We start from the raw sequence: 26,304 nt of genomic DNA on the forward strand, positions 1-26,304 counted from the left end.
ATGATTAAAAAGCTAATAGAACCACTGCGTAAAATTATCTCAAGCGATAATATTGATACTTTTAATGAAGCATTTAATAGTGCTATGCAAAAGAGCGAGGGGATTTTGCATTTGCAAGAGCCTAAAATCTATGCAATGAGTGAAGAATCTAATATTGCCTCAAAATATAACAATCACTATATCGCCACAAAAGATGGCAATCTTTGTGCTGGATTTGCAATCGGTGGTATCAGTTATAGTGCTGCAAGTATCAATAGAGAGCTAGAGCTGGTGCAAAGTAGGAATCGCTTTTGGAGCAAACTAGATTCTCATATAGAAATTAACATCTTTTGTAAAAAAGAGCGACTCAATCTTAGCTTTGATTCTAGCTCTAATAATCCATACGCACAAGAGATTATTAAAAAATGGGAGAGTGGTGTTGTAACTTATAAAATCAATTATTATCTCATCATCTCTACAAAATCTAAAAAACTCACAGGCTATTTTGAATCAAAGAAATCAAAACTTACAAGCGAACAAATCGCGGATAATCTAAGCCCAGAGAATAATACAACACGATTTGAATTTAAAGCCAAAAAGCTTGATGAAATATGCCAAGAATTAAAAAGTGCATTAGGAGAGTTTAATCCCACACAACTTGATTCTGATGATATTATTAACTTCTATGCTACTTATTCTAATATGCAAGAGACAGCACTGCGATATGGATATAGCAATATCACAGATTCTTATATCACTTCAGATGTGGAGTTTAAGAAAGATTATATTATTTTTGCTTGCAATGATGGACAAGAAGTGCTAGGGCGTTTTATTAGTGTTAAAGCCTATGAGACAGAAAATATATCAAGTATTTTACCGACAACTATTTTACGAGAAAATAGCGATTATTATTTGATTTTTCATTGTGAAGCACTGGATAGAAAATCATCAATAGAAAAAGTTAAAAATACCAAGCTCTACGCGGTGGGCTTAATCCAAAATGCCCTAGAAGAACTCTTGCAAGAAATTAAATCTGATAGAGAAAAACTTTTAAAATTTTCTCTTAGTATTCTTGTGCTTTCTCATAATGGTGCAACTGAAAGTGAAAAGCTCCAAGAGCTGAACACAAAAACAAATGCGCTTATTGCCATTTTAAAAGCACAAAATCTAAGTGTGGCAAAAGAAAGCTTTAATCTCAAACCTTTGTATTTTAGCTTTTTTCCAAGTAGGGGCAACCTTAATGCCAGAATCCGCACACAAACAAGCTCGGTAGTTAGCACGCTTTGCACATTTGAAAATGATATTCTAGGCTTTAAGAGTAATCGCTGGGGTGATAGACCTGTGAGTATTTTGCGGCATTTAAGTGGTAGCCCTTACTTTTTTAATTTCCACGACAGCGAGCATAAAAGTGCGGCAGGGCATACGCTAGTTATTGGTGGCACAGGCTATGGGAAAACCACGCTTATGCAGTTTCTTATGCTCAATCTTTTTAAATATGATATTCATATCTTTGCTATGGATAAGCTGCGCGGTATGCACAATTTTACTAATTACATAGGAGGAGAATACCACGACCTAGAGCTTGATGGCTTTAAATTAAATCCTTTTTCACTAACAGATACTGCAGAAAATAATAACTTTTTAAAATCGTGGCTATGTGAAATGGGCGAGATAAGCAAGAATGAACACGAGCTACGAAATATTGTAGGCGATACATTAAGGCAAATACGAGAAACACAACAAGCCGAGTTTGAGCATATTTTTACCCTGCAAGATTTCTATGATAGCCTGCAGTTTCCAAACTCCCAAGATGATATAAAAATCCGCTTCAAAGACTATCTAGGTGGCTTGTTTGACAATACACAAGACGCGCTTAATTTTGATAAACAGCTCGCCATTCTTAATATGGATTCTATTTTGAAAGATAAGAAAAATGCCGCGCTTTGTGCGCTCTATCTCTTTCATAAAATTAAAAATATCTCTAAAAATAGCAATAAGGGCTTTTTTATATGGATTGATGAGCTACGCGACTATCTTAATGATGAAAATATGTGTAATGCCATTATTGAATCTATTATGGAGATACGCAAAATCAATGGTGTTATCACAATGGGCGTGCAGAATCTTGACTTTTTTAGCAATGTGGCTAATGCAGATGCCTTTATAGAGAATATGGCAAATTTTATCATTTTCCCCACCACAGATGAGCGCACACTTCAAAAGCTAGAAGCCCAGCTCTCCCTTACAGGCAGCGAAGTAGAGTTTCTCAAAAGCTCTAGTAAAAGTGCTAGACAGATTCTTTTAAAGCGCAAAGAACAATCCGCCATACTTGATGTGAATTTTGCGCGACTTGGCGAGCATTTAAAAATATTTAGCTCTGAAGCTGAAGATGTTAATGCGTTACTTGAATGCAAGAAATACCACCCGCAAGAGTGGCGCACAATGTATCTCAAAAACCAAAAATCACTTCTTGCAACAACCCCACACTATCTAAAGGAGAAATGATGAAATCACTTTGTATCGCCATTTGTATTGGGCTTTTGTGTATTGGCTGCAGTAACAAGAGGGCAAAAATCCCGCCAAAAAGCCCTTGTGCTTGTTATGACCTGATTATTGATATGGAAAAAAGGGGCTAAATAATGACTTTTAGCGACAATGAGCTAAAAAGAGATGCGAATGTTCTTTTTAAGCTAGAGCGGCATATCAAGCAGTATATGTTCTTTTGGATTATTTTAGAATCCATTATTATCGCTCTGCTTGTGTTAGCCATTATCATTATGCTCCCCCTTAAACAAAATGTCCCATATCTTGTGTTTTTTTCCAATGCAGAAAGCAACTTTGTGCGCGTGGAGCAGGCAAATCTTAATATCCGCGCAGAAGAAGCCCTGCTTAAGTCTATTCTAGCCAGCTATGTGCAAAAACGCGAAACAATCAACCATATTGATGATGAACACCGCTTTGAAGATGTGAGAGAGCAAAGCTCGCGTAAGGTATGGGATACCTTTAGAAGAATTGTAACCCAAGATGATTCTATGTATTCCAATAAAGAACTTACAAGAGAAGTGCATATTGTCAATCTTAGTGTGCTTTCCAAAGAAGTGGCAAATGTGGATTTTATCACTATCGTGCAAGATGCGAAAAACAAATCCTTAAAACGCTACCGAGCCACACTCAAATACGACTTTGTAGAACAAAGTATCAATTTTACTTCTGTGCCAAGAAACCCCACAGGCTTTGTGGTGCAAGAATACGCATTGACTGAAATTTCCATTAAAGACCAAACAGGAGAAGACAAATGAAATATGCTCATATCATCTTACTTTTTCCCTTTTTGCTGCCAGCTTCTTTGTGGGCAGATTCTGTGTTAAATGACACTGATAGGGCAGAAGTGGCACGCAGAATGCAGGCAGGGCAGGAGCAAATGCTTGATACAATCAATAAAATCCAAGATATGCAAGAAGAGCGAGAAGCACGCAAAAATGCCCCACTCACAGATTCTACAAGCAGGGACTTTAGCTCTAGCTCTGCACCTTTATCACAAGAGCAAAAGCCACAAGAGCCACCAACCGAACAAGAAATCTTACTAAAAAAGCAGGCTGTGCGAAGCCAGAATCTCAAAGCCATACAAAACCAATTCTTTGCCAAAAACTACAAAGGCACAGAAAACACCATAACCATAGACTATGTGGAAAATACCACCTACAAAATCCGCACAAGAATCGCGATGACTAGCACAATGATTTTTCCCCAAAAAATTAGAAACTTTATCTTAGGCGATAATGTGGGGTTTGAAGTGCTAGAAGTGCCTAATTCTCAAAACACCCTAGCCATACGCCCCAAGCTCATTGGCGTGGATACCAGCCTTGCTGTCTTTACAGAAGATGGCAAGCTTTATTCTTTTTATATCTTTTCAACAGATTTTACATCGTGGAAAAATCCGCATTTAGTGGTATTTGTCAAAGATAAGCGCACCATTATTGAAAAAAACAAAGACCCATTCTTTGATGAGTATTTTTATGTAGAAGAGGGTATCAATAAGTTGCGTGTGAAGAAAAAAGAGGTTTATAAACGCTACAAAGTTAAAGCCAAGCGACAAAACACTTGGCTTGTGCCTGAAGAAATCTTTAGTGATAACAATTACACATTTTTTAAATACGATAAGAATCGCTACCCACAAATCCCTAGTATTTATGTCGTGGTAGATAGGCAGGATTCTCCCATAGAAACGCGCGTTATAGGGGATTTTGTGATTGCTGAAACGGTCGCTGATAAATTCACTATCAAAATCGGTGAAGCCTATGTCTGCGTAGAACGGGAGAAAGTGCAAAAAGGCGAGAAATGAGCTATCTTAAAGTGGGGCTATTCACACTTGTTGGAGCTTGTATTGTCTATGCAGGTGTAAAAGAAAACCTTGAGTATCTCTTTGAAAGCAAGTTTCCTATAAGCGATTATGTGTGGCAGTCCCAAAAGGGTGCAAATGCTAGCAATCTCTCAAAAAGTGATGTTTTTACAACAACTGATGATAAGCCAAAACTGAAAATGCTAACCGATGAGTTTGGCAACCCCATACTTGATGAATTTGGTAATCCTATTTATATTGATGAGTATGGCAATATGTATTCTAAAAATGGCAAACCTTTAGGCAAAAAGGTGCTGCTAGATAAAAATGGAAATCCAATCTTAGATAAAAACGGCAAACCCATAATCTATGATAAAAATGGAAAGATTATGGGCAGTGAAGATTCTTTACTGCTTGATAGTTTTGGGAATCCTGTGCTTGATAAGGATGGGAATCCCATATTTGTGGATAAAAATGGGAATCTCAAAGATAAAAATGGAAAAACCATTTTAGATTCTAATGGAAAGCCTATCAATGTCAATGATACACAAGCCTTGAATGATTTTTTAAATCAAAGCACACAAAACTCACTTGATGAGCAGCTTAAAAGACAGCAGGAACTCCTAGCCAAAGAAGCGCAAAGACAAAAAGAACTCCAAGAACAAATGCGCAAACGCCTTGAAGAAGAAGAGAGAAAACGCGCAGAAGAAGAGAGAGCTAGAAAAGTCCTAGAAGAGCAGCGCAAAAATGACCCAGCCTATCAAGCCCTACTTGATAAGCAAGAAGCACAAAGAGCGAGAGAGATGGCACTCGCACAAGAAAAGGAGCTTTATAAAAGTGCGGTGCTAGGAGAGCGTGTAGGCGGAAACTCTCAAATCTTTGCACAACAAAGCTCTCGCTATGGGGATAGCGGATTTTCTAATCAAAAAAGCATAGACATCGCCACAAACGAACATCGCCTTTACAGAATGATACGCGCAGGGCGGCTAATCCCAGCAGTGCTAATGACTCCTATTGTAAGCAATATTGAAGGAATTATCACAGCACAAGTGGAGCAGGATATTTATGCAGCTCAAGGTAGAGCCGTGCTTATCCCGCGTGGGACTAAAGTAATGGGCTTTTATAAAAATGATAACAAAATCGGTCAATCGCGCCTCAGTATTGTTTGGCGTGAGATGATAACACCACAGGGCGTTAATATCTTGCTAACTAATGCGATGAGTGCGGATTCTCGTGGGATAAATGGGGTTGAGGGCTATTTGGATAATAAATTTAAAGAGCGTTATGGGTTAGGACTTTTTCTTAACACTCTAAGCAATGGGCTAATGATTAGCATCTCTAATCTCACGCAAAAAAGCGGCACGATGACAAGCCCCTATACTGCGCAACTCTTCTCCACTGCGCAAGGAGATATTAACAATATCTTTAAACAGCTCATCTCTGAACAGGCAAAGATTAAGCCAACCATTGAAATACGCGCGGGCAGCAGAATCTACATCACACCCACCACGCATATGTGGTTTCCTGTGCCTAAAAATGGCGAGATTATGGCGCAGTATTTTAATGATGAATACCAATAAGGAGGGGCAAATGGATAAAAATAACATCAAACAAAAAATCATTGAGTTAGAAAACAATATCAATCAACTTAAAAGCACCATAGCACGAACAGAAAAGAATCTTATAGCCCTCAAAGAGCTTATTTGGGAGAGAGAGGCTAAAAAAGAGAGTAGCAAGATGTATAAAGTGCTAGAAAATGAGAAGTCTAGCACCATTGTAAGAAGCAATGTTGGAGATGTGGTTGTAGATAGGGAGTTTATGGAAAAAGAAATACAAAAACATCTCGATAGTCCTGCACTAAGAGGAATGGTAACCACAGAAGAAATGCTCTCTTACCCCAAAGTCGCGAGAAATGTGGAAGCAGAATATAATGTGGAGCATAAAGACTACACTTGGAAAATCAAGGCAAATGATGAAAATGTTTTACTCTATGGGAGCAGAGAATATAAAAAAGACAATAGAGATATTAACAGATTATTAACAGCACATTCAAGAACGGAATCAAATCAGAGAGTAGAATATAGCGAAAATGGGCGGACAAGGTCAGCTCCGCCTCCGTTATTTAATGACCCCAATTTTCGCACTTCCGCTAACGACACCATTATACCACAAAACAACAACACGAACACAAATCAGCAAAAGCCACATATCCCCATACAAGCAGAACTGCAACGCAAGCCTACTATCAACCTAAACAACTTTGAGCGTGTCAGCAACAAAGAGCAAAAGCAAAGCTTTCTTGCAAGGGCTAATGAAATTAGCAAGCAAGCCCAAAATCTGCACATTGAGCTAGACTCTAAAAGTATGCAAAGACTGGAGCGTTGCAACCTAACACAAAACAAACTCAACACAAAGGAGCGATAAATGGAACATATTAGCCAAAAAATCCACTCTGCCAAAGAGCGACAAAAAAGCAGAGTGAGTGAGAGCAGATTGCTTGCGCGCATAGAAAAGCTAGCCAAGCAACGCGAAAAACACCAAAGGCATATACAAAAACTAGATTCTAAGCTTGAAGAGAACTTTAAAACGCTGGAAAGCCTAGAACATAAAGGTGCGCTCTAATGGAGCACATCACGCCAATCCTCGCTCAAAAGCTTAAGGTGCTTGATAAATATTTGCGCTTGAATGCCAATGAGCTTATCATCAATAATGCAGGCGAGCTATATATAGACTATGGGCAAAGGTGGGAATATGTGCAAGATTCTATGCTAAGTGCAAGCTTTTTAGAATCTTTTCTTATCCAGCTAGCCACCAAAAGAGGGCAACGCTTTAATGAAAAACACCCTAGCCTATCGTGCGAGCTGCCACCACCTTATGATAGATATAGATTGCAAGCCCAGCATAAAAGTGTGCTGTTTCACTCTAATGTCTGTATCTGCATACGAATCCCAAGCAAACAACGCTTTAGGCTAGAACAATTTGTCCTAAGTGATAGGGTCAAAGAGCAGTGGGATTATGCCGCTATTAAATCTCTAATCCCGCAGAAGAAAAATGTGCTTATTAGCGGTGGCACAGGCACAGGAAAAACAAGCTTTCTTAATGCCCTAATGAGTGAGATTCCAGAAGATGAGCGCATTGTGAGTATTGAAGACTCACAAGAGCTGCTTATCCATAATCGCAATAAAACCCAGCTTGCTATTCCAAAAGAAGCCAACGAGATTTATAGCTACACACAAGCTATCAATAATGCTATGCGCCTACGCCCCGATAGACTGCTGCTTGGCGAGATAGATATACGCAATACTTTGGCATTTTTGCGCCTTAACAACACAGGACACGAGGGCAATCTCTCCACCTTGCACGCCAATAACAGCGAAGATGCTATCAATGCCTTAATTACCAATGCAATGTTTGGAGGAATGAGCGATAGAGCAGCACTTAGAGCTTATATTCGCACTGCAATTGATTATATCGTGCAGATTAAGCGCGAAAAAAATGAACGCATTATTAGCGAGATTCTCGTTGTTAAAGACCACATACCAAAGGAGATATAAATGAAACAAAAAGCCAAAAGAGTGCATATAAGCCTAGCCACAAAAGATTATGAGATTTTATGCAAGAAAGCCGAGCTTATGGGACAAAAGAAATCACGCGTTCTTCGCCAACTTCTCCACTTAGAAGAAGCACATAATATCCTAGAGCTACTGCACCGCACATCTAGTTTTAATACCCAAATGCTCCTTGAAATTTCGCGTGTGGCTGGAAATATCAACCAAATCGCCTATCATCTCAATGCAGGATTTAATGTAAATGAAGAGCATTTTGAGAGACAAGCCCAAGAAACAAAGCGGATTTTTGCAGAGTTTCACGCCCTAGCCAAACAGAATCAAAAGCTTTTAGCAAGGATTTTCAATGCGTAATAAGAGCCAAGCTATAATGCGCGATATTACATCACTACTTGTGTGCGTGCTATTAAGTATATGTATCTATGGCATAAGCATTATGTATTATTTTCATATCCATTTTTCTTGGCAGGGCGTGCAAGAAGCCTGTCATATAGGCGTGCAGATTCTGCAAAATCTTGGTAATCCAGCCTTAAAGCTCAAGTCCTATATGGCACTTATTTTTGCTTCTTTGCCCCTCATTGTGTGGGTGATATTTTCACTAATGGGCAATGCAAAGCCAAAAGGAAATTATGGCAATGCACGCTTTGCTAATGAAAAAGAGATTCAAGCAATGGGGCTTAATTATGAAAGCGGTATGATATTTGGCTGCTTGAATAAAGGCAGGGACAAAAAGCTCTTTATCCGCTCCAATCAACCACTCTCTACCCTTATTGTCGCACCACCTGGCACTGGAAAGACGGCAAGTATTGCTATCCCTAATCTCTTATCCCTACCTCAAAGCTGTGTGGTGCTTGATATTAAAGGGGAGCTTTATCAAAAAACTGCAGGATACAGACAGCAAAAACTCCACAATAAAGTGCTGCTTTTCTCCCCTTTTAACGATGAAAACACAATGTTTTTTAATCCCTTTGATAACAAAGTCATTAAGGAAATGAGCTTTGTGCAACGCAAAAAGCTTGCCGACCAAATCGCTGGGACAATTTTTGTAGGAGAAAAAGGCAAAGAAAACGACCATTGGGTCATTTCTGCCAAAACAATGTTTAGCTTTTTTGCACTCTATGCTATGCAAAAGTTTGGACATACCACCCTAGCAGAACTCGCCCAAGCTCCAAAAAAAGATTATTACAATGAGCTTCAAGGGGACTATTTACAAATGTGCCAAATCCAAGATGAAGATACAGGGGAATTTGAGAGAAACCCTAAAGAAGACACACTCAAAGCCTTTTTTCTGCAAGTGGCTAATGATGAGAGTATAGATGACATCGTGCGCAATCAAGCACGCCAATACTCTAGCGCAGCGCAAAATGAATTTGCAAGCATTAAATCCACCTATGACACCTTTATGGCAGTCTTTAGCAATCCACAAGTAGCCAGAGCTGTTTCAAAGATGAGCTTTGATTATGAAGATTTGCGAGAAGAGCATATCAGTATGTATATTGTGATACAAACCGAAGATATGGATATTCTCGCCCCACTTATCCGCATTCTCCTAGAATCTATGTGTAAAAAACTGCTTACAAAAGAAAATAACGACCCCAATAAATTTATCTATCTTATCCTAGATGAGTTTGTGCGCTTTGGGAAAATGCCATTTCTCTTAGAAATGCCAGCACTTTGTAGGAGCTTTGGGCTTGTGCCACTATATATCACACAAAGCTATGAGCAGATTAAAAAATACTATGGTGAAGATGATGTAAAAATTATCCGCGCTAATGTCGCTTATCAAGTTATCTTTCGTATGAATAGCTTTGAAGATGCAGAAACCCTAAGCAAAATGATAGGGGATTTTACACGAGAAAAGACAAGCACATCAAAAGGCAACCTTGATATGCTTAAGCAAAATATCTCCACTAATGCTGAAGGCTATAAACTCATCACTGCACAAGATATTCTTAGCAATCCAATGGATAAAATCTACATTCTCGTGGGCGGATTCTTAAATCGCCCCATAAAAGCAGATGTCAATTTTTGGTTTAAGCTCAAAGAATGGCAAGGAGCTGACAAAATCCCCTATATCCCACCAGAGACACAATCACAAGAAGTAGTGCAGAATCTAGGCAAAGATTTAGTAAAGGAAAATAAGGAAGAATGCAATGTTTATGAATACAAATTTAGGGGGCTTAAGGGCTACTAGCACAAAGTCCAAATCTGTGCTTAAGAGATGAAAAGCATAGTTTTGGGCTTTGCCCACTCTTGCAAGTATTAGCGTTTGGTTGGTAACAAAATGCCTTGCTTGCAAGAGAATTTTTCTAAGGAGTGCCTATGCAAGAACAACAAGAGCAGACACCCACACTGCCAGAGGGAGCAATCCCTATCAGCCAAGAAGAAGCAAATGAGCTGCTTGAGTTAGGATTAGCTCAAACACAAGATGTGGCTATCCAAGAGAGCGAAGCCTAAAAATACCAAAACACAAGGAGAAAAAATGTCAGCACAACCAAAAAAATGGGAAGAATACACACACGAGGAAAGAAAAGAGAGTTTTAATAACTACGCCAAATACAACATTATCCAAGCCATAAAGAGCAAAAGCGCGCCTTGGCTTGAGGCAAAAAATGCTAAAGAACTCCAACATACTAGACCATTTAACGCCCAGACAGGCAGACCCTATGAGGGACTAAATGCAATTTTACTAGAGAGTAAGCAAAAAGAACTTGGCTATGAAAATGGCTCGTGGATTACTGCCAAGCAAGCTAATTTTCTAGGAGCAAAGCTCACAGGGGAGCAGCTTAAACAAATGCAGGGCGTTAAAATCTCTTATATCAAAACCAAAGAAGCTACTAAGGTGCTTGATAAAAAAGGGAATCCAAAGACAAAGCCACAAGTTGATAAAAATGGCAATACCAAAATCAATCCAAAAACAAATAAGCCCTACTATGATTTTGTCTATGATATTAAGGAGCTACCTGCACCAATCCTAGAGACTACAACGCTCTATCACACTTCACAAATCCCAAGCCTTGATAAAAGCAGGCTCAAAGAGCTTGATTTATCACTCAATGAGCCAAAAGACATAACAACAAACTATCTTAAGGGCATAGGCTTAACTGAACACACACAAAAGCAAATTAGCAATTATCTCCAAGCCCAAGCTGGACTTGAGCAATATAGACCTCTGCCAAAGCCACAGCCAGATATATCACACAATAAAAGCCAAGAAAGCGCAATGCAGCGATAACGCAATGAAAGGCAGAATCTATTAAGAAAGGAAGCAAATGGAACAAAAGGTAAGTATAAGGGATTTTCTAGGACTGCAAGAGAGCTACCAAGAACAAGAAGCGTGGTGTGAGCAAGAGCATAGCATCACACAAGAAGAGCTTAAAATCTATGGCTATTTGCTGCAAGAAATGAGAGAACAAGCAAAAGGGCAAGAGACAATACTTGCAAGGCAGAGTGATGAGTAGGGTGCTAGAAGAGCTTGCTAAGGATTTAGAAGAGAAGATTCTGCACGCGCTAGAATCTGGCAGTGCGCCTTGAATTAAGCCTTGGCAAAATGATGGGATCTTGCCGCATAATCCCTACACAGGCACAATTTATCAGGGCATAAATGCCCTGCGCCTGCTGTGTGATGAATATACAGAGAGCAAATATCTTACCTTTAATGAAATTAAAGCTCTTAATGGTTCTGTGAGAAAAGGAGAGAGGGCAAGCTATGTGCTATTTGTAGGACAAAAGCCCATCACACAAGAAGAAAGAGAAAATACTAGGGGATATGTCTTTGAAGATGAAGAGGGACGGCTATGGCAAAAGATTTTTAAGAAAATCCCTATTTTTAATATCACTCAATGTCAAAACCTTGATATGCAATTACTCGCAAAACACCAAAAACAACATAATATTCATTTTGAGATAAAACAGCGTGATAGATTCCAAGAAAACCCTTTTATTGAGCAGATTCTAAAAAACTCCCATATCCCCATTATCCACCATAACAAAGATAGAACTTACTATTGTGTTAATAGCGACACAATCTATCTTCCACCAAAAGAAAATTTTGCTACTAAAGAGCAATATTACTCGACCGCACTGCACGAACTAGGACACGCCACAGGTGCAAAACATAGGCTAGGAAGAGCATTAAGTGGAGATTTTGGGAGTGTGAGCTATGCCAAAGAAGAGTTAAGAGCAGAGCTTTATTCATTTTTACAAGCCCTAGAGCTTGGCATTGATTATGATATAAAAAATCACGCTTCTTATGTAAAAGGTTGGCTCAAGATTTTACAAGATGATAAGAGCGAGATTTCAAGGGCGATTAAAGATGGTGTGAGAATGGTGAGCTTTGTCAAAGAGCAATGGTATCCCACCAAAGAGCAAGAGCGCACACCACAAAAGGCTAGAGTCAAACCAAGAATCCAAAATAAGCTAGAAAATGAGTTGGGGCTTGAGCGATAAGCCAAATTCTACCAAAGGGGCAAGAATGAAAGAAAGCATAATCATTATTGAAGCACCAAATAAATGTGAAAAAATAGCCGCTTTTAGCGGAGCAAAAGACAAGAACTTAAAGCTACCACAATCCTATGAGTTAGATTATAGAATCTGCTCAAGTTTTATAGACAAAGCCTTGAAGACAAAAAGAAAGTGAGCGTTTGTTTATGCTATATGCCTATTTAGCGCGCTATTGCCCTATTTTTAGTATAATTTGGGATAGAGAATTGCATAATATAAATGCTTCGCAATTTGTCCTTTTAATTCTCACAAAAGGAAAGAGAAAATGAGCGCACATATCAATCAATCAACGCTAGAACACTTCGCGCATTATGTGTGGTGGGAAGATAGCAATGAGCTTATGCGCTCTAATCCTTTACGCATTATCGCTAGTGCTATGCGCTATGCTAATAGTCCAAAAGAGTATGCACTGCTATGCAAGATTGATAAGGGCGTTTTACAAGAAGCCCTTAAAAAAGCGCAAGCTGGGTGGTTTGATGAGAAAAGCTGGCATTATTGGCATATTATGCTCTATGGAGAAAATGCCATAATCCCAACACTACCAAAGCGAAGTTTTCTGCAAAGCTAGCAAATGAAGCCTATTTTAGAGATTCTGCCACAAGAGCAGAGAGCACTATATCCGCATTTAGCACAAATCACAGGGCTTGGTTTTGTGCTTTTTGGTGGGACTGCGATTGCCTTGCAGCTTGGGCATAGGCAATCTGTGGATTTTGATTTTTTCACGCATAAGAGTATTGATAGGTCGCAAAAAACCTTACTCACGCTTGAAGGCATTAAAGTAGGCACGATATTGCAGCAGGAAAAAGATACGCTCGTGTTTATGACAGAATCAAAAGTAAAGCTCTCTTTTTTTGGGGATATGGATTTTGTATCAAAAGCCAAAGCCACTCAAACAGATGATGGGATTTTGCGTATCGCAGATATGCAATCGCTTCTTGCCACTAAGCTTAAAGCCACTTGTGATAGGGCAGAGTATAAGGATTATTTTGATATTGCCACGATATTGCGGCAAACAGACATAAGCCTAAAAAATGCGCTAAATGATGTAGGCGTGTTTTTTGGCAGTGATTTTCCACTCGTGCAGATACTTAAGGGCTTAACCTATTTTGATGATGGAGATTTGCACAGGCTTACAGAGCAAGATAAAAAACTGCTCATAAAAGAATCTAAAGAAGCAAGCCAGTGGCTAAGTGCTGCTTATGAGCTGCAGGCAAAATTTGATAGGGTGCTAGGCAATATTGAGCGCACAAGTGATGAGAAGCAAAGAGAAAAATTTTTACAAAAGGCAGAATCTCTGTGCAAAGAAGCGCAGGGCAAGCATATTAGGCTTGATTCTAAAAGAGTGGGGCGGCTAGATAAATATAGCAAGCGTATTGGTATAAACAAAGATAAAGGACTAGGCGAAGAGTAGGCGGGATTTGAGGCAATAAGTAGGGCTTGTTTAGGTTTTTTAGATTTTGGAGCTTGGAAGCTCCTGCGTGTTTGGTGGTAGGAGAAGTGGTTAGCTTGTAGGGTTTTGCCCATTGGTGAGCGGGTTTAGAGTGCAAAGATGGTGTTTTTAGGGATTATGCTGTGCTTTTTGGGCGTGTTGGATGGTTAGGGTTTTATTACCCGCCTTTAATAAAAGGACTTTTTGCAAGCAGCTAGGCAAAAACAACGCGTTGTTTTTGATGAAATGTTGCGCTTTAGGCGCGCCTACCAATAGCTCCGCCGATATTGTCGCGCTTACCGCGCTTCATCGGCTCTATCTAGGGCGCAATCTGCGTGCTTACGCGCTTGATTTTGCCACTAGATGTGTAAAACATTTTCCCTCCCCTGATACCACATAAATAATAAATCGCCACAGAATCACTATTGCAATTTTTACGATATGACATTACAATGGCAATTGTAAAACTTAACCAAAGAGGAAACGCAAATGAGTAAGGAAATACAAAAGGATGGTTTAAAAAGGGGACCAAAACCCACTGCTAAATCTACAGGCGAGAAAGACCAAAGACGCAAAGACAACAAAGATACACCAGGAAACACCAATGAACTGAAGCCATCAAAAAACTCCAAAAAACAGAAGTAAGACATATTTAAGCAAAACTTCGTTATAAATACCGAATCTCTTCAAGGAGAATTGGCTCAAAGGTTTATCCTTTGGGTTTCCCAGCCTAGTTGCTGGGAGATAAAAAACTTATTAGTTTATTTCTAACCCTATCCACTTCCTCTTTTCTTGCTTTATAGTAATAGCTTATAGTTCTTCTGCTGTCAAAAGCTCTAATCTGCCCCAGCATTGCAGTAACGACCACATTATGTTTTACATTAGTTAATCTAGCAAATGAAGAACCACTAAGTTTTTTTGTGGTAAGCGGTATTCCTATGAAAGCGTCCATATAATTTGGAATATATATCCTCTTTAACACAAGCACGGGTCTTCTAAAGTCTTGCTGCTTACCAAAAACTTCACACCCAATATTCTGCCCGATATGCACCCAATATACACAGCCCTCTTTAATGTAATGCCGTGTTTGATTGTTTTGTATAGTTTGTTTTAGTGTATTCCACTTATTAAATTGGATAGTGTTATCCATAATTAACTCCTTTTATTTTTATTTTTTTATTTTATGTGTTCTCAAATTAGAACACATAAAATGTTGAATAAGCTGCTTATTTCTTAATATTTATTACTTTTATACAAGACTTACTTTTTTATAATGAAGCAAGCAAGGGAAATGCGTTGTATAGGGGCTAGGCGTGCTTGCCCGCCTAGCCTAAATGTCAAATACCAAGAAGCACTTGACACAATTAAGCAAATTATTGCTATAATGACAACGCATTTAATAAGCATTGAATTGTTTCTCCTTTCGGCGAAGCAATTCCCCTTAGTGAAGTTGCAGCTTCACTAAGGAGTTACGAGGCTTCACGGCAGAATTATAACACAAGTATTCTTTTATCCCTTTATTGACCACATTTTTCAGCCTATTTCTATATGCTCCATTTTATTTATTATATGTAGATTTATAATTATATTTTTAATATATAAAAATAATAATTTATTGATATTAAATATTTTATATATTATTTATTTAATATTATTTTATTACTAAAAAATCATTATTTAATGTATTATAAATACTTATAAACATATTTACAATAATCTTATACAATTTCTAAAATATTTAAATAAGGATAAAAAATGATTGTTTCAATCGTTAATGAAAAAGGTGGCAGTGGGAAAACAACGCTTGCAGTAAATATCGCCTGCAAACTCGCACAAGAGGGAGATGAAGTGCTACTTGTTGATGCCGACCCACAAAGAAGCACTGAAGCCTTTCTCAATATCCGCACAAACGAGAATCTCCCCCTACTTTTTAATTCTGTTACCAAACTTGGCGATGGGCTAGCAAGAGAGGTTAAATCTCTAAGTCAAAAATACGATAGCCTTGTGATTGATACAGGCGGGCGAGATTCTAAGGAAATGCGCCAAGCACTAGCCATTGCTGATATTATCATTATCCCAAGCGTGCCAAGCCAATATGATGTTGTGGTGCTTGATAAAATGATTTCGCTCTATGATGAAGTCAGTGCCATAAACCCAGAATCTAGAGCACTTATTGTGATTGATAAAGCCTCCCCCAACCCCTTTTTAGAAAAGAAAATTAGCGATTTACGCAGCTATATCAATGAGAAGAACCTAGAGAATCTACACTTAATGAACTCTATCATCTATGAGAGAGAAGCATATAAAAATGCAACTTCAGCAGGAATGGGAATTACAGAGTTTTGCAAAGGTGGTGAAAAAGCCTTTGATGATTTTGTTCGCTTTTATGATGAGTTAATAGAATATATTAAAAGTATATAGATTATATTTTTAATATTATTTATTTAATATTTAATAAATAATATATTTTATTCTAATAAACATTTATTTTTTTATTAAAAAACATCTTATTAACTATTTTATAATAATATTTCATATCTATAAATTTTTTGTATAAGGTTGCAAAATGGCAGGACTCAAAAACATTAAAACAAACTCATTCAAAAAGGTAGAGCAAGAGCGCGAGCACACTGCTTCTACAAGTGTAGCGGAGTTTATCAACCACGCAGAGGGCGAGACAAGCAAAATAGCCCAAAAAAGGCGTGGCGCACCACTAAAAAGCGAAGCCAACAAGCGCACGCAAAAGGTGCTAGTGTATTTCACAGAACGCGAGATTCTCAAAATCCAAGAAATGGCAGAAGAAAAAAATATGAAAACTACCGAATTTATCCGCTTTAAAATTTTTAACTAAAATACAAATGCAGAATCTATTTTAGGAATGAAAATTAGACTTTTCAAACTTTTTAAAAGTAGAGAGAATCTCGGCATATAGGCAAAAAGAAGTATTTTTAAGGTTTAGACATTCTGTGTAGCAAAACTTAAAGTGTGTATTTTAGGGCTTTTTGGGCTTTAAGAATTGCGAAACCTTAAATTAAGCAAAATAAAAGGAAATGCTATGCAGCCAAACGCTACAATTTTTGCAGGTGTCAATGGTAGCGGAAAAACAACGCTCTATTATAACGAGCTAGAAAAGGGGCGTTTATTTGGGCTGCGTGTCAATATTGATGAAATCGTCAGCTCATTTGGGGACTGGCGCAGCGAAAAAGACCAAACACGCGCTACAAAAATCGCCCTACGCATACGAAAACACTACATACAAACCCACCAAAGCTTCAATCAAGAAACTACACTTTGTGGCGCAAGTATCACAAAGCTTTTTTCCACCCTAAAAGCCAATAATTACGCAATAACGCTCTATTATGTGGGATTAGATTCTGTGGAGAAAGCCAAGCAGCGGGTAAAAATCCGCGTGGCAAAGGGTGGGCACGATATAGATTCTAAGCTTATTGAAAGAAGATTTTGCACATCATTACAAAATCTCAAAGCTATCGCGCCACTTTGCGATGATGTGCTACTATTTGATAACAGCGCAGAGAGCCTAAAGCTCATCGCGCAAAAACACCAAATGCCAGCTGGTGCTTTTAACTCTGTGCTTGAGGGTTTCATTACTGAACGATTAGATAAGTAGGAGGCAGTATGCGCCCTTATGATTATGTGCTACTACCACTGCACGAGATTCTAAGCACTCTTAATTATGAAAAAAAACTAGAAAAAAGCTCCACGCGCCATATAACAATGAATCATAGCAATGGCGATGTTCTTGTAATTACACGCAAGCCAAATGGACATTATCTCTATTTCAATCCATTTAATGAAAGGGACAAAGGAAATATTCATCATTTTTGCAAGCTTCGCTCTATTGATGTAAAAAAACTTATTGCTGGCAAACATATTGATTTAAATCATCACGCCATAGAACCAACAGAACTACAAGATAAAGAGATTAAAGCAAGCATTAAATTTAAAGAATTTAGAAGCATCAATCTTTCAAGCAAAAATCCAGCATATCGTGGCTTATATTTGCGTAATCGTGGAATAAAAGAAGAGATTTTTTCACATCTTACAATAAAAATTGATACTTATAAAAACATCTGTTTCCCTACTTATACTTATGAGAAAAAACTCAATGCAAAAGACCTTGTGCAGTGCGGATATAGCGCGAAACTCAACCAACCACTACCAAAAGACAAAGAGGGCAAAAACTACAAAAAACCGCTATCTACACTTGCATTTGGTAAAAAAGGAATAGAAATTTTAAAAGACAAACGCACAAAGAGTTTAAAAGATATTAAATACATCATCATTACAGAATCTAGCATTGATTCTATGAGTCTATTGCAAATCCTTGAGCTTGATACAAAAATATCTCTACTTTGTGCCACAAGTGGAACTTTCTCAAAATCAGCCAAAGAAGCTTTATTGTTCTTGTTACAAAATTGCTCAAATTCTATTTATATTTTTTTAGGATTTGACAATGATAAACAAGGCAAAGTATTCACAAAACAGCTTGAAGAACTCTTACAACCTTTTTCTTTTACTTATGAAATAAAAATCCCACAACATAAAGATTTCAACGAAGACTTACAAACATCTAAATGCGATTCTTAAATCTTAAAAACTTACATAAATTATAAGAATCATTATCGCGCAGTTTTCCCCTTTTAAATTTTGTTTTTATATTGTTTGTTTTAGATGTGCTTGCAATATCGCTGGGAGCGTTGCTAGAGTGATTTTTAAAAGGACATATTGCGAAAATTAAAAGGACATATTGCGAAAATAAGCGTTATTAAAAGGACATATTGCGTAATGTTTAGAATGCTTTGTTTTGAGTTAAGGTATGGGTTTTGTGCTGTTTTTTGTGAGCTTAATTTTAAAAGGACATATTGCGAAAATTAAAAGGGCGAATTGCGAAAAGCTGTGGGAAATGTTAGAAATAATGGGTAAAAGTTGATTTGTTACACATTTTTAGCTAGACTCTAGGGAAGATAATACATAGAGACGCAACTAAGGATAGGGTATAATGGAAGAGATTAAGGCTGCAGTGTTGCCACCACAGCTGGATTTATTTGGTGAGCCTATCAATCCAGCCGAGCAGCTTGCTGATGATGTCGTGTATGAGAAAGACTTAAGCGTAGAGTATGAGAATCGCTTTAATCAAATCATCTTTAGAGACTTCACAGAAGCAGATTTTAATATTTTCTTTATCCTTTGTGCTATTGCCAAAAATCAGCGCACAAGAACTATCACTATTAAGTTTGAGCAAATGCGTGAGTTTGTAGAGAGCGACAAGAATAGGCGGCGGTTTTATAAAAATATTATAGACTTTGCCAAGAAGCTAAACTCGCTCAAAGCAGAAAAGAGCCAAATTGATGAAGAGGGCTATGAGCGGTTCTCTGCCTATACTTTTTTTGAAAAGATTATGGCAGATGAAAAGAGCCGCACGCTTGTGATTAAAGTTACAGAAAGCTCTATGGAGCTTATCAATGATATAACCTCGCACTTTACGAGGTTTGAGGTGCGAGAGTTTTGCGCTATCAACAATAAGTATGCTAAGAATCTTTATAGACTTTTAAAGCAGTTTCAAGCCACAGGCAGATATGTGGTAAAATATAGTAAATTCAGGGAGCTAATGAGTATCCCAGCAAAGTATGAGAGCTGCGATATAGATAAGCGTATCCTTAAGCCTTCTGTGCTAAAGCTTGCGGAGAATAGCCCCTATACAAATAAGCCTTATTTTGAAAATCTTACCTTTGAGAAAATCAAAGAAGATAGCAATGGCAAGAAAAGCAAGGGGCAAGGTGGAAGTATTGATAGGATAGAATTTGCCTTTACTCCTCGCGCGATAGAGATTAAGAAAAAAGGAGCAGATAAGAGTAAAATTCCCCCCCCCCCCCCCCCCATATCCTAGCTGAAAGTAATTTTAAGACCGAAGAGCTTGTTTTTAGTTTTTAGTTGCTTTTGTGCTGTTAGTTTATGGTGGGCGTGGTGTTGGGCGTCCCTAAAAGTGGCGGGGTATCTTGAACACACCAAAGGAGAGATGAGATGAAAAAAGTTGTAGTCAGTGCTGTTGTGGCTGGAATTGTAGCCGTAGGTGCGAGTGCGTTTGATTTAGGCGGAGCTTTAAATGCAACAAAAAACTTTGTAGATAATACCGCAGATATTGCAAGTGGTAAAAGACAAAAAGAGCAAGAAGCAAATAAAAAAGCTAAAGAAGAAGCAGATGCTAAGGCTCAAGCTGAAAAGGATAAAATTGTCGCACGGCAAAACCAATATGCCGCATTTTGCAAAAAAGCCTATCATCAGCATAAAGTTCCATTTGGTGAAGATACGCGCGAGGAGCTTACGATTTTTGCCAATCAAGACACCCTAATGGCATACGATGGGACTGTGCCTGAGAAGTTTGAAAAAAAGACCTGCTATATCTTCTTGTCGGATTATTTCAATGTCTTTGGCGGAGAAGAGGAGTTTAAGAAAGAAACGGCTAAATATAAGAAATAGATTAAGAAAATTACGATACAATACGAAACCAACCAAAAGAGCTAAGGCATTTAATATCCTGTATCAAAGGGTGAGCTATGCCTTGCTTTTTCTCTGCTTTTCAACTTCGTTGCAAGCAACTTCTACTAAAAATATCTTGTGTTTGTCTTTTAATCCCTAGCTTCTCGTATGCCAATATGCCTGTCATCGATGTTACAGCCATAGGAAATATGATACTGCAATATAATCAAATGCTAGAAGAAGCCATTAAGTACGAAAAAGAGCTTTCAAAGCTTGGTATAGATACAGGCAGAGTAGGAGGGATTCTTGGAAAATTAGATGCCTTAACCAGTGGTGCATTAGAAACATTATCCGCGTTAGAATCTTTGCCTGGCACATTAGATTCGCTTTTGGCAGGAATCAAAGAAGATTGCGATTTCTTAATGAAAGATAAGCTATTTAAAGATATGGCTGATAAATTTAAGGATAACTCTTTTGCCGATTTTGTAACGGGCGAACTTAAAACACAAACTATGTGTCTAGCCGCAGTAAATGATTCAAAAGCTATGAGTGAAGTTTTAGGTGATAAGTTAGCCCAAGCCCAACAAGCTTTAAAAAAAGGAGACCTAGAGAAATATGACCAAACAATGCAAGAATATAATGCCATACATACAAAACAAGCAAAAATAAATCAGCAAATGACAAAAGACAAACGAACGCAATGGAATGAGTTTTATGCAAAATATCAAACAAAGAGCAAAGATAAAAATGTGCGTGGCTATACTAAGAGCTATATGAATGAGCAAATGAAAAACTTGCTGGAGCAAGCTAGTAAAGCTCAAACACAAACTGATTTTCAAAACTTTACCAATCAAATACTTATTGAAATATTGAGGGTTGCTCAATTAAATTATGAGATGATGATGAATTTTAACAATACAATGATAGCAATGCAAGATATAGATGATAATTTAGACAAGAAAATGGCAAAGAATTTAGAAATAGACAAACAAAAACTAGCAGAAAACAGGGAGCAGCTAGGTGTTTTTGCCAAAGATTCACCATTTGAAGATTTAAAAGGAGAGTTTAAAAAGGACGCTCTAGGGCTTCCTGTGCTAGATTTTGGTAAGAAGTAGGAGCTAGGTATGGATAGCTCGGCTTCACTCTTACGCCTTGTTGTTAATCTCATTAACTCCACGGGCAATCAAACCCTACAAAACATTTATCAAGGCTGTGCTGGGCTCTATACAAGCTCCATTGTCTATACGCTTTTTGGTATTAGCTTTACAATTTGGCTTTTTCTAAAGATTAAGGGCGATTTTAGTAGAGCTGATATGTTTAAGGCAATGGTGTGGCTTGTGATATTTATCCTTGTTAAAGTCATTCTCTCTAGCTATGAAAACTATATGGATAGCTTGGGGGTATTTAAGATTCCTTATTATTGGTTCTCTTTGGGGGTGAGTGAGTTTAATGGTGGTAGCACTGATTTAGAAGTGATGATTTCTACACAATGGAGAATGGTCAAAGATAATAGCGATAGAATCTTTGATTTGGCAGGCTGGAGCGAGATGTCGTTGTGGTTTATAGGAGCGGCGTATTTTCTTGTGGGGCTGGTGTTTATGATAGCTTTTGTCATAATGACCGTGCTTTCACAATTTATGGCAAATGTGATTCTCTCACTTGGCGCACTTGTATTTCCGCTAGTGTGCTTCTCACAAACGCGTTCAATCTTTTTCTCTTGGCTGAAACTCTATATTGGTTTGAGCTTATGGAGTCCTTTTGCTGTGCTTCTTAGCTCTATTCCAAATAGTGTTACCAAATATATGCAGCAAGGGCAGGTTCTTATCGCAAATAGTGGGGATTTAGCCGAAGTGGCGTTAGTTGGTATCGTGCTAATGATGTTTTCTATCTTTTTGCTAACAAAGATTCCGGGTTGGGTAAGTGCGATTATTGGTAGCGCAGATTCTAGTGGTTCAGGCACAGGGCTAGCTGGAGCTATCAATAATGGAGCATTTATAGGCACAAGAATGCTAGCAGGTATGGGGCAATATGCTAAAAACCGCGCTGATGGACAGAGCATAAAGGCAGCCGCCACAGGAGCTATGGGGGCGATGTTTGGCGGGGAGCACGGCAATCACGCCGCACAAGGAGCGGGTAGAGCCGCGCTTAAAGCCAGCAGGGCAGCAAAAGGCTGGGTCAGCGATAGTGCAAATAAGTTTAGGGGTAAAGACACGCCCCATACTACCTAAAGGAGCAAAGTGGATACGCAAGAACAAGACAATAAAGAACTACAATCTAAACAAGATAAGCTTAGTGAGAAGAAAGCTAAAGCCCTAGCAATGCTTTATGCTCTAGTGCATTTTTGTGGCAAGGCATTAGTATTTGTAGCTGGCTATACACATAAACTAGGGGATTTGTTTATCACTCTAGCAGAGAGAAGGGCAAAAAATGAGCAGCCAAGCCACTAAGGAGCTAGAGGGGGAAGAACTAGGACTTGATGAAAAGTTTATAATCCCACAAACCCCAAAGGCTAAGAGCGAGCACGCCGCAAAAGTGATACAAGATTTTTCTAATAGCTATGCTGATATGGATAATGTAATTAGTCTTATTCAGCGCGATAAGCAAAGACTAAAGCAAGAAGAGCAAGCCTCACCACAAGAAACGCCTAGTGAAGAAAAAAGCCTTGATAGAGAGAAAAACGAACTAGATAGGGCTATTGCCTCTATCGCGCAGGTGCGTAGCATTGTGGATATTCTTAAAGCACTCTATGCTATGGAAAAGGCTTTATATGAGCTAAGGCTTGCTACAAAAAAGCCAAATACTAGAGACTATATGCAGCAGATACAAGATTCTAAGCATAAGCCACTGACTGCAAACTTTTTAAAAGAAAGTCTAAGAGTGCTTAAAAGTAGTAAGGAGAAAATCCAAGAGTTTGCCAAGCATTTGCAGCTTGAAAGGGCGTTTGCAAAGGAGCTTCGCAAGGATATAGCAATGCTTGATTTAGTAGAATCTAAAGAATCAAAAGCTGCATATATAAAGCAGATTGATAAAAAGCTTTGTGAAGCAAGGGAGAAATTCCCTAGCCTAGAGCAAAACTACCCCAAAATGCTTCAAGCTGCAACAAGTGCCATAAAGCAACCCTTGCAAGAGTTTGGTAAAAACGCGCTTAAAACTATGCCTATTGGTTTATAATATTTTAGCTCTTCTGTCATCTTTTACCTTGTGCGCATTTGTAGGCTCTATTGTGTTGCTTAAAATGTAAAATCTAATGCTTCATAGCTTTTTTATTGCTTTATTCTCTTCAATAAATGCCCTATACTGCTCTTTAAAATTCTCGAAAGTGCCATTGTGGATTTTCTCTCTTAAGTGCGCTTCATAAATAGCAGGATTGGTGATGTGTTGCTTTTTACAATACCAACGCAAGAAAACATCTATCAGCTCATTACTGAGTAGCTCTTGTGTATGGGTGCTAGAGTATGTTTTACTAGGCTCTTGTGTTTGCGTTTGATTTTCTAAACCTAAAAAATTACAAAGAGCATTAAGCTCTTTGAGTTTATAAGGGCTCTTTTTCCCTTTTAGATATTCCTGCAAAATCATAACTTTTTGCTGGCACATCTTAAGCACGAATGCCTTATTCTCTAAAAGTTTAGTTTCATAATCTTGTAGCGTTTCTCTCACGCTATCGCTTATTTCAATATGTGCTAGAGCTTTAAGATGAGAATCTAAATCCTTTGCAATTCCTATCATCACAAACGCATTAGACTTTTTATGCAGCGTGCGAGCCATTATCAAATCCGCATTTATTTGAGATTCTGTATTTTTGGCTAAATTTTTCTCATTAAGTGCTATCTCACTTTGAATTTGGCGCAATACAAAAATATCTGCTTTTGTTTGTTTTTTTGTGCGTAGAAATTCTGCATAAGCCTGTTTCTTTGCAAGGCTGTCATAAGAGCTTTTATAGTAGAGTCTTTGCTCGCGTAATTTTCTTATTTGTTCTTGTAATTGTTTCTTTTGTGTTTGATAGCCCTTGTTGCTTTGTCTAAGTGAGCAAAGCTCTTTATTTGTTGCTTTTATAGAATTAAGCAGCTGAAAATAGCATTTATTGCCTGATTGGATAAGCAATTTTAATTCATTGATAAGCTTTCTTTTTTCTTGCGTATGCTGAGAAATTGTTTTAGTAAGATTATGGGATTTTGTCTCATAGAGCTGGATTTTAGATTCTAGTGCTGCAATTTGTTTAGCGATGTTTTCAGCAATATTTAGTGGTATCTCAATACTTGCTTTTGCGCTTTCTTTAAGTAAGTTGTGCTCATATCGGTAGCTATTTTTATAATTGAAGTTAGGATTGTGAAAATTGAGTGCATTTTTAAAATCCTCTCGTAAAAGATTCCAAAAGTTTTTTATCTCTTGTTTATTGTTAAAGTGAAGCTTTTTGTGTGTGAAAATATTAGTTTTATTAAGAATGATATGAATATGTGGTTTGTGCTGGTGGGTATGAAGCACACTCACATATTTATAACCATAAAAATGTGTCTGCATTACTTCTTTGACAGAATCTTGCAATGCCTTGATATTGCGCTCACTTTTTAGCTCATCAAGACAAAAGGTAAAGTGCCACGCCTCTTTTGCATTTGGCTGTGTTGAAAAATCTTTCTGCCATTGGCGCAAAATCTCATCAATCCTTATAGGCTGATGAGATTCATTAAAGGCAAAATCAAATGCGCTATTGCGTATCACATAACTTAGGGCATTTTTCACGCCATTACTTGAAAGATTAGATAATAGCTTGATAACAACCTGTTTGGAGAATACGCTTGATTTTTGAGGCAATATTGCGCGACTTGGCATAAAAGTATAGGAGCTAGAATCTAAATACTCATCTCTTACTTTTTTGCGTTTTTGCTCTTCATAATCAAAAAAGATATGCTCTAATTGTTTAAATGTTTTCATAAAAGCATTGTAGCGTGTAAATTTGAAACATCAAACAATATACTTAGAAGCTATAAAGATAGCAAATGTTAGCAGGATAACCCTAAAAGGCACACGATTTCCCTAACAAATGCCTAAAATAAGGGCTTTGTTGGGAGATTTAGAGATTTTTTGTAAATCTCTAAATGCGTGAGGAATCTTTGCAATTTTTTTGAAAAATCACAGAAATAAAAATTTTTTTATTAAAAGGACAAAGCATTCAATATAGCACTATCTCTTTCTGCCTCAAAGCACCTATATATCGTGCTTGCAGGCTCTAAAAAAGTAAATATCAGCAAAAATTCACCATACAAGCAAAATTTTTGGGCACTTAATAGCAACAAATCCCATAAATACGAGCTTTCTGCTGATTTATTAAGCTTTTTTTAAGTTCGCAATGCGTCCTTTTAACTTTTGGGAATTTTTTCATCAAAATACCCGCCAGAGAAACCACAAAAGGACGGCAAGAATGAAAAGAACACTGGTCAAAATAGGCATATTTATGATGTTGGCTCAAGTGTATTTGTATGGGGCATTTGGAGCAAATCTCAAAAATGCCATACAAACAGAGGTCAATTCCACAGGGGATATTGTGATTTCTGTTATCCATATGATTGTGGGCATTATTGGCGGGCTTATGATTTGTTTTATCGCCATTGCTGCCAAGCTTAAGCCCGAAATGATTAAAGATAATATGAAATTTATTATTTGGGTTGCCATTATTACAGGTGTGTTATGGGGCGTTACAAATAATGGTGTGAGTGTCTTTCAATGATTGAGATTGATAATTTTAGAGAGATTACTAAAAAAGATAAAGTCTATCTCCCAAAAACCAACATCGGCTTAAGTCGAAATATGCTTTTGCTTGCCTTGCTTTTGGGTGGTGGATTGTATCTTTTTGTTGTGTGGTGGGCAATTCCAATCTTTTTTCTTATTCTTATTGTATTTTTAATTTGTGAATATTTTGATGAAGATATGTATGATATTTTTCTCATCAATACCAAATTTAAAACGCGCCGTAGATTCTATGCTTAGGATTTTTG

General features: G+C 37.8%; 31 protein-coding genes. 29 read left to right on the forward strand and 2 right to left on the reverse strand.

Translation table 11 applies throughout. The features are described from left to right. From DX060_RS10180 to DX060_RS11605, 18 genes are all read left to right on the forward strand, one after another. Positions 1-2,484, forward strand: a 2,484-nt coding sequence (locus DX060_RS10180) for a VirB4 family type IV secretion/conjugal transfer ATPase (RefSeq protein WP_115012439.1), incomplete at its 5' end; no start/stop codon positions are given. Further along, a complete protein-coding gene (locus DX060_RS12240) occupies positions 2,481-2,615 on the forward strand; it encodes a hypothetical protein (RefSeq protein WP_258552338.1) in 135 nt (44 codons plus the stop codon). The genes DX060_RS10180 and DX060_RS12240, both read left to right, overlap by 4 nt. Before the next feature lie 3 nt (positions 2,616-2,618). Then, positions 2,619-3,278 (forward strand): VirB8 family type IV secretion system protein, encoded by a 660-nt coding sequence (locus tag DX060_RS10185; RefSeq protein WP_115012440.1) that lies wholly within the window; start codon positions 2,619-2,621, stop codon positions 3,276-3,278. Further along, on the forward strand, positions 3,275-4,321 hold the full coding sequence (locus DX060_RS10190; RefSeq protein ID WP_115012441.1) for a TrbG/VirB9 family P-type conjugative transfer protein: 1,047 nt from the start codon (positions 3,275-3,277) through the stop codon (positions 4,319-4,321). The genes DX060_RS10185 and DX060_RS10190 overlap by 4 nt, the downstream gene beginning before the upstream one ends. Beyond that, positions 4,318-5,898, forward strand: coding sequence for a DNA type IV secretion system protein ComB10 (locus DX060_RS10195; RefSeq protein ID WP_115012442.1), 1,581 nt, complete (start codon positions 4,318-4,320; stop codon positions 5,896-5,898). The genes DX060_RS10190 and DX060_RS10195 overlap by 4 nt, the downstream gene beginning before the upstream one ends. A 10-nt stretch (positions 5,899-5,908) precedes the next feature. Beyond that, positions 5,909-6,742 (forward strand): hypothetical protein, encoded by an 834-nt coding sequence (locus tag DX060_RS10200; protein ID WP_115012443.1) that lies wholly within the window; start codon positions 5,909-5,911, stop codon positions 6,740-6,742. Next, positions 6,743-6,940 carry a hypothetical protein gene (locus DX060_RS10205; protein ID WP_115012444.1) on the forward strand — a complete coding sequence of 66 codons (198 nt, stop codon included), beginning with the start codon at positions 6,743-6,745 and terminating at the stop codon, positions 6,938-6,940. Beyond that, a complete protein-coding gene (locus DX060_RS10210) occupies positions 6,940-7,872 on the forward strand; it encodes an ATPase, T2SS/T4P/T4SS family (protein WP_115012445.1) in 933 nt (310 codons plus the stop codon). The genes DX060_RS10205 and DX060_RS10210 overlap by 1 nt, the downstream gene beginning before the upstream one ends. Continuing rightward, positions 7,873-8,238 carry a hypothetical protein gene (locus DX060_RS10215; protein ID WP_115012446.1) on the forward strand — a complete coding sequence of 122 codons (366 nt, stop codon included), beginning with the start codon at positions 7,873-7,875 and terminating at the stop codon, positions 8,236-8,238. It begins immediately after the preceding gene. Then, positions 8,231-10,078: a type IV secretory system conjugative DNA transfer family protein gene (locus DX060_RS10220; protein ID WP_246145253.1), complete on the forward strand. Its 1,848-nt coding sequence runs from the start codon at positions 8,231-8,233 to the stop codon at positions 10,076-10,078. Before DX060_RS10215 ends, DX060_RS10220 begins: the two co-directional genes overlap by 8 nt. 128 nt (positions 10,079-10,206) lie before the next feature. Further along, positions 10,207-10,341: a hypothetical protein gene (locus DX060_RS12245; RefSeq protein ID WP_258552339.1), complete on the forward strand. Its 135-nt coding sequence runs from the start codon at positions 10,207-10,209 to the stop codon at positions 10,339-10,341. A 25-nt stretch (positions 10,342-10,366) separates the two neighbouring features. Beyond that, positions 10,367-11,119 carry an ArdC-like ssDNA-binding domain-containing protein gene (locus DX060_RS10225; protein WP_170235202.1) on the forward strand — a complete coding sequence of 251 codons (753 nt, stop codon included), beginning with the start codon at positions 10,367-10,369 and terminating at the stop codon, positions 11,117-11,119. A 37-nt stretch (positions 11,120-11,156) separates the two neighbouring features. Continuing rightward, positions 11,157-11,345 carry a hypothetical protein gene (locus DX060_RS10230; protein ID WP_115012448.1) on the forward strand — a complete coding sequence of 63 codons (189 nt, stop codon included), beginning with the start codon at positions 11,157-11,159 and terminating at the stop codon, positions 11,343-11,345. A 73-nt stretch (positions 11,346-11,418) separates the two neighbouring features. Continuing rightward, complete coding sequence (locus DX060_RS10235) at positions 11,419-12,333, forward strand: ArdC family protein (protein WP_115012449.1); 915 nt, start codon at positions 11,419-11,421, stop codon at positions 12,331-12,333. Between the two features lie 25 nt (positions 12,334-12,358). Then, positions 12,359-12,523, forward strand: coding sequence for a hypothetical protein (locus DX060_RS11600; protein WP_170235201.1), 165 nt, complete (start codon positions 12,359-12,361; stop codon positions 12,521-12,523). A gap of 129 nt (positions 12,524-12,652) precedes the next feature. Continuing rightward, positions 12,653-12,955: a hypothetical protein gene (locus DX060_RS10240; protein ID WP_115012450.1), complete on the forward strand. Its 303-nt coding sequence runs from the start codon at positions 12,653-12,655 to the stop codon at positions 12,953-12,955. 3 nt (positions 12,956-12,958) lie between these two features. Further along, positions 12,959-13,798: a nucleotidyl transferase AbiEii/AbiGii toxin family protein gene (locus tag DX060_RS10245; RefSeq protein ID WP_115012451.1), complete on the forward strand. Its 840-nt coding sequence runs from the start codon at positions 12,959-12,961 to the stop codon at positions 13,796-13,798. 256 nt (positions 13,799-14,054) lie between these two features. Beyond that, complete coding sequence (locus DX060_RS11605; protein ID WP_181814312.1) at positions 14,055-14,216, forward strand: hypothetical protein; 162 nt, start codon at positions 14,055-14,057, stop codon at positions 14,214-14,216. 330 nt (positions 14,217-14,546) lie between these two features. On the opposite strand, the gene DX060_RS10250 is transcribed toward DX060_RS11605, so the two are convergent. After that, complete coding sequence (locus DX060_RS10250; protein ID WP_115012452.1) at positions 14,547-14,966, reverse strand: type II toxin-antitoxin system PemK/MazF family toxin; 420 nt, start codon at positions 14,964-14,966, stop codon at positions 14,547-14,549. Positions 14,967-15,571: 605 nt separating this feature from the next. Between DX060_RS10250 and DX060_RS10255 the strand changes: the two genes are divergently transcribed. The 10 genes from DX060_RS10255 to DX060_RS10300 all read left to right on the forward strand — a co-directional run bounded on the left by DX060_RS10255 (position 15,572) and on the right by DX060_RS10300 (position 23,485). Then, positions 15,572-16,237 (forward strand): AAA family ATPase, encoded by a 666-nt coding sequence (locus tag DX060_RS10255; protein WP_115012453.1) that lies wholly within the window; start codon positions 15,572-15,574, stop codon positions 16,235-16,237. Positions 16,238-16,382: 145 nt separating this feature from the next. Then, entirely contained in the window at positions 16,383-16,667 is a 285-nt protein-coding gene (locus tag DX060_RS10260; RefSeq protein ID WP_115012454.1) for a hypothetical protein, read from the forward strand. A gap of 204 nt (positions 16,668-16,871) precedes the next feature. Continuing rightward, positions 16,872-17,444: an ATPase gene (locus DX060_RS10265; protein ID WP_115012455.1), complete on the forward strand. Its 573-nt coding sequence runs from the start codon at positions 16,872-16,874 to the stop codon at positions 17,442-17,444. An 8-nt stretch (positions 17,445-17,452) separates the two neighbouring features. Then, positions 17,453-18,424 carry a toprim domain-containing protein gene (locus DX060_RS10270; protein WP_115012456.1) on the forward strand — a complete coding sequence of 324 codons (972 nt, stop codon included), beginning with the start codon at positions 17,453-17,455 and terminating at the stop codon, positions 18,422-18,424. 412 nt (positions 18,425-18,836) lie between these two features. After that, a complete protein-coding gene (locus DX060_RS10275; protein ID WP_115012457.1) occupies positions 18,837-19,724 on the forward strand; it encodes a replication initiation protein in 888 nt (295 codons plus the stop codon). Between the two features lie 134 nt (positions 19,725-19,858). After that, entirely contained in the window at positions 19,859-20,314 is a 456-nt protein-coding gene (locus DX060_RS10280) for a hypothetical protein (protein ID WP_115012458.1), read from the forward strand. A 209-nt stretch (positions 20,315-20,523) separates the two neighbouring features. Beyond that, positions 20,524-21,429, forward strand: a complete 906-nt coding sequence (locus tag DX060_RS10285) for a nitroreductase family protein (protein WP_147278836.1) — start codon at positions 20,524-20,526, stop codon at positions 21,427-21,429. A gap of 9 nt (positions 21,430-21,438) precedes the next feature. Then, positions 21,439-22,542, forward strand: coding sequence for a type IV secretion system protein (locus tag DX060_RS10290; RefSeq protein WP_115012460.1), 1,104 nt, complete (start codon positions 21,439-21,441; stop codon positions 22,540-22,542). A 9-nt stretch (positions 22,543-22,551) separates the two neighbouring features. Beyond that, positions 22,552-22,761 (forward strand): hypothetical protein, encoded by a 210-nt coding sequence (locus tag DX060_RS10295; RefSeq protein ID WP_115012461.1) that lies wholly within the window; start codon positions 22,552-22,554, stop codon positions 22,759-22,761. Beyond that, positions 22,742-23,485, forward strand: a complete 744-nt coding sequence (locus tag DX060_RS10300) for a hypothetical protein (RefSeq protein WP_115012462.1) — start codon at positions 22,742-22,744, stop codon at positions 23,483-23,485. The genes DX060_RS10295 and DX060_RS10300 overlap by 20 nt, the downstream gene beginning before the upstream one ends. An 81-nt stretch (positions 23,486-23,566) precedes the next feature. On the opposite strand, the gene DX060_RS10305 is transcribed toward DX060_RS10300, so the two are convergent. After that, complete coding sequence (locus tag DX060_RS10305) at positions 23,567-25,243, reverse strand: relaxase/mobilization nuclease domain-containing protein (RefSeq protein ID WP_115012463.1); 1,677 nt, start codon at positions 25,241-25,243, stop codon at positions 23,567-23,569. Between the two features lie 487 nt (positions 25,244-25,730). On the opposite strand from DX060_RS10305, the gene DX060_RS10310 reads away from it, so the two are divergent. Beyond that, a complete protein-coding gene (locus DX060_RS10310; RefSeq protein WP_115012464.1) occupies positions 25,731-26,036 on the forward strand; it encodes a hypothetical protein in 306 nt (101 codons plus the stop codon). Positions 26,037-26,304 lie beyond the last annotated feature (268 nt).

Origin of the sequence: Helicobacter canis (assembly GCF_900451095.1) — a bacterium.
GTDB classification, from domain to species: Bacteria; Campylobacterota; Campylobacteria; order Campylobacterales; family Helicobacteraceae; genus Helicobacter_B; species Helicobacter_B zhangjianzhongii.

What these genes read in the sequence shown, in the direction of transcription:
- DX060_RS10205 (WP_115012444.1), top strand. Translation starts at nt 6,743, where the DNA reads ATGGAACATATTAGCCAAAAAATCCACTCTGCCAAAGAGCGACAAAAA.
- DX060_RS10200 (WP_115012443.1), top strand. Translation starts at nt 5,909, where the DNA reads ATGGATAAAAATAACATCAAACAAAAAATCATTGAGTTAGAAAACAAT.
- DX060_RS10275 (WP_115012457.1), top strand. Translation starts at nt 18,837, where the DNA reads ATGGAAGAGATTAAGGCTGCAGTGTTGCCACCACAGCTGGATTTATTT.
- DX060_RS10225 (WP_170235202.1), top strand. Translation starts at nt 10,367, where the DNA reads ATGTCAGCACAACCAAAAAAATGGGAAGAATACACACACGAGGAAAGA.
- DX060_RS10280 (WP_115012458.1), top strand. Translation starts at nt 19,859, where the DNA reads ATGAAAAAAGTTGTAGTCAGTGCTGTTGTGGCTGGAATTGTAGCCGTA.
- DX060_RS10300 (WP_115012462.1), top strand. Translation starts at nt 22,742, where the DNA reads ATGAGCAGCCAAGCCACTAAGGAGCTAGAGGGGGAAGAACTAGGACTT.
- DX060_RS12240 (WP_258552338.1), top strand. Translation starts at nt 2,481, where the DNA reads ATGATGAAATCACTTTGTATCGCCATTTGTATTGGGCTTTTGTGTATT.
- DX060_RS10285 (WP_147278836.1), top strand. Translation starts at nt 20,524, where the DNA reads ATGATACTGCAATATAATCAAATGCTAGAAGAAGCCATTAAGTACGAA.
- DX060_RS10215 (WP_115012446.1), top strand. Translation starts at nt 7,873, where the DNA reads ATGAAACAAAAAGCCAAAAGAGTGCATATAAGCCTAGCCACAAAAGAT.
- DX060_RS10255 (WP_115012453.1), top strand. Translation starts at nt 15,572, where the DNA reads ATGATTGTTTCAATCGTTAATGAAAAAGGTGGCAGTGGGAAAACAACG.
- DX060_RS10230 (WP_115012448.1), top strand. Translation starts at nt 11,157, where the DNA reads ATGGAACAAAAGGTAAGTATAAGGGATTTTCTAGGACTGCAAGAGAGC.
- DX060_RS10245 (WP_115012451.1), top strand. Translation starts at nt 12,959, where the DNA reads ATGAAGCCTATTTTAGAGATTCTGCCACAAGAGCAGAGAGCACTATAT.
- DX060_RS12245 (WP_258552339.1), top strand. Translation starts at nt 10,207, where the DNA reads ATGCAAGAACAACAAGAGCAGACACCCACACTGCCAGAGGGAGCAATC.
- DX060_RS10240 (WP_115012450.1), top strand. Translation starts at nt 12,653, where the DNA reads ATGAGCGCACATATCAATCAATCAACGCTAGAACACTTCGCGCATTAT.
- DX060_RS10195 (WP_115012442.1), top strand. Translation starts at nt 4,318, where the DNA reads ATGAGCTATCTTAAAGTGGGGCTATTCACACTTGTTGGAGCTTGTATT.
- DX060_RS10310 (WP_115012464.1), top strand. Translation starts at nt 25,731, where the DNA reads ATGAAAAGAACACTGGTCAAAATAGGCATATTTATGATGTTGGCTCAA.
- DX060_RS10270 (WP_115012456.1), top strand. Translation starts at nt 17,453, where the DNA reads ATGCGCCCTTATGATTATGTGCTACTACCACTGCACGAGATTCTAAGC.
- DX060_RS10190 (WP_115012441.1), top strand. Translation starts at nt 3,275, where the DNA reads ATGAAATATGCTCATATCATCTTACTTTTTCCCTTTTTGCTGCCAGCT.
- DX060_RS10185 (WP_115012440.1), top strand. Translation starts at nt 2,619, where the DNA reads ATGACTTTTAGCGACAATGAGCTAAAAAGAGATGCGAATGTTCTTTTT.
- DX060_RS10210 (WP_115012445.1), top strand. Translation starts at nt 6,940, where the DNA reads ATGGAGCACATCACGCCAATCCTCGCTCAAAAGCTTAAGGTGCTTGAT.
- DX060_RS10290 (WP_115012460.1), top strand. Translation starts at nt 21,439, where the DNA reads ATGGATAGCTCGGCTTCACTCTTACGCCTTGTTGTTAATCTCATTAAC.
- DX060_RS10260 (WP_115012454.1), top strand. Translation starts at nt 16,383, where the DNA reads ATGGCAGGACTCAAAAACATTAAAACAAACTCATTCAAAAAGGTAGAG.
- DX060_RS10220 (WP_246145253.1), top strand. Translation starts at nt 8,231, where the DNA reads ATGCGTAATAAGAGCCAAGCTATAATGCGCGATATTACATCACTACTT.
- DX060_RS10265 (WP_115012455.1), top strand. Translation starts at nt 16,872, where the DNA reads ATGCAGCCAAACGCTACAATTTTTGCAGGTGTCAATGGTAGCGGAAAA.
- DX060_RS10305 (WP_115012463.1), bottom strand. Translation starts at nt 25,243, where the DNA reads ATGAAAACATTTAAACAATTAGAGCATATCTTTTTTGATTATGAAGAG.
- DX060_RS11600 (WP_170235201.1), top strand. Translation starts at nt 12,359, where the DNA reads ATGAAAGAAAGCATAATCATTATTGAAGCACCAAATAAATGTGAAAAA.
- DX060_RS10250 (WP_115012452.1), bottom strand. Translation starts at nt 14,966, where the DNA reads ATGGATAACACTATCCAATTTAATAAGTGGAATACACTAAAACAAACT.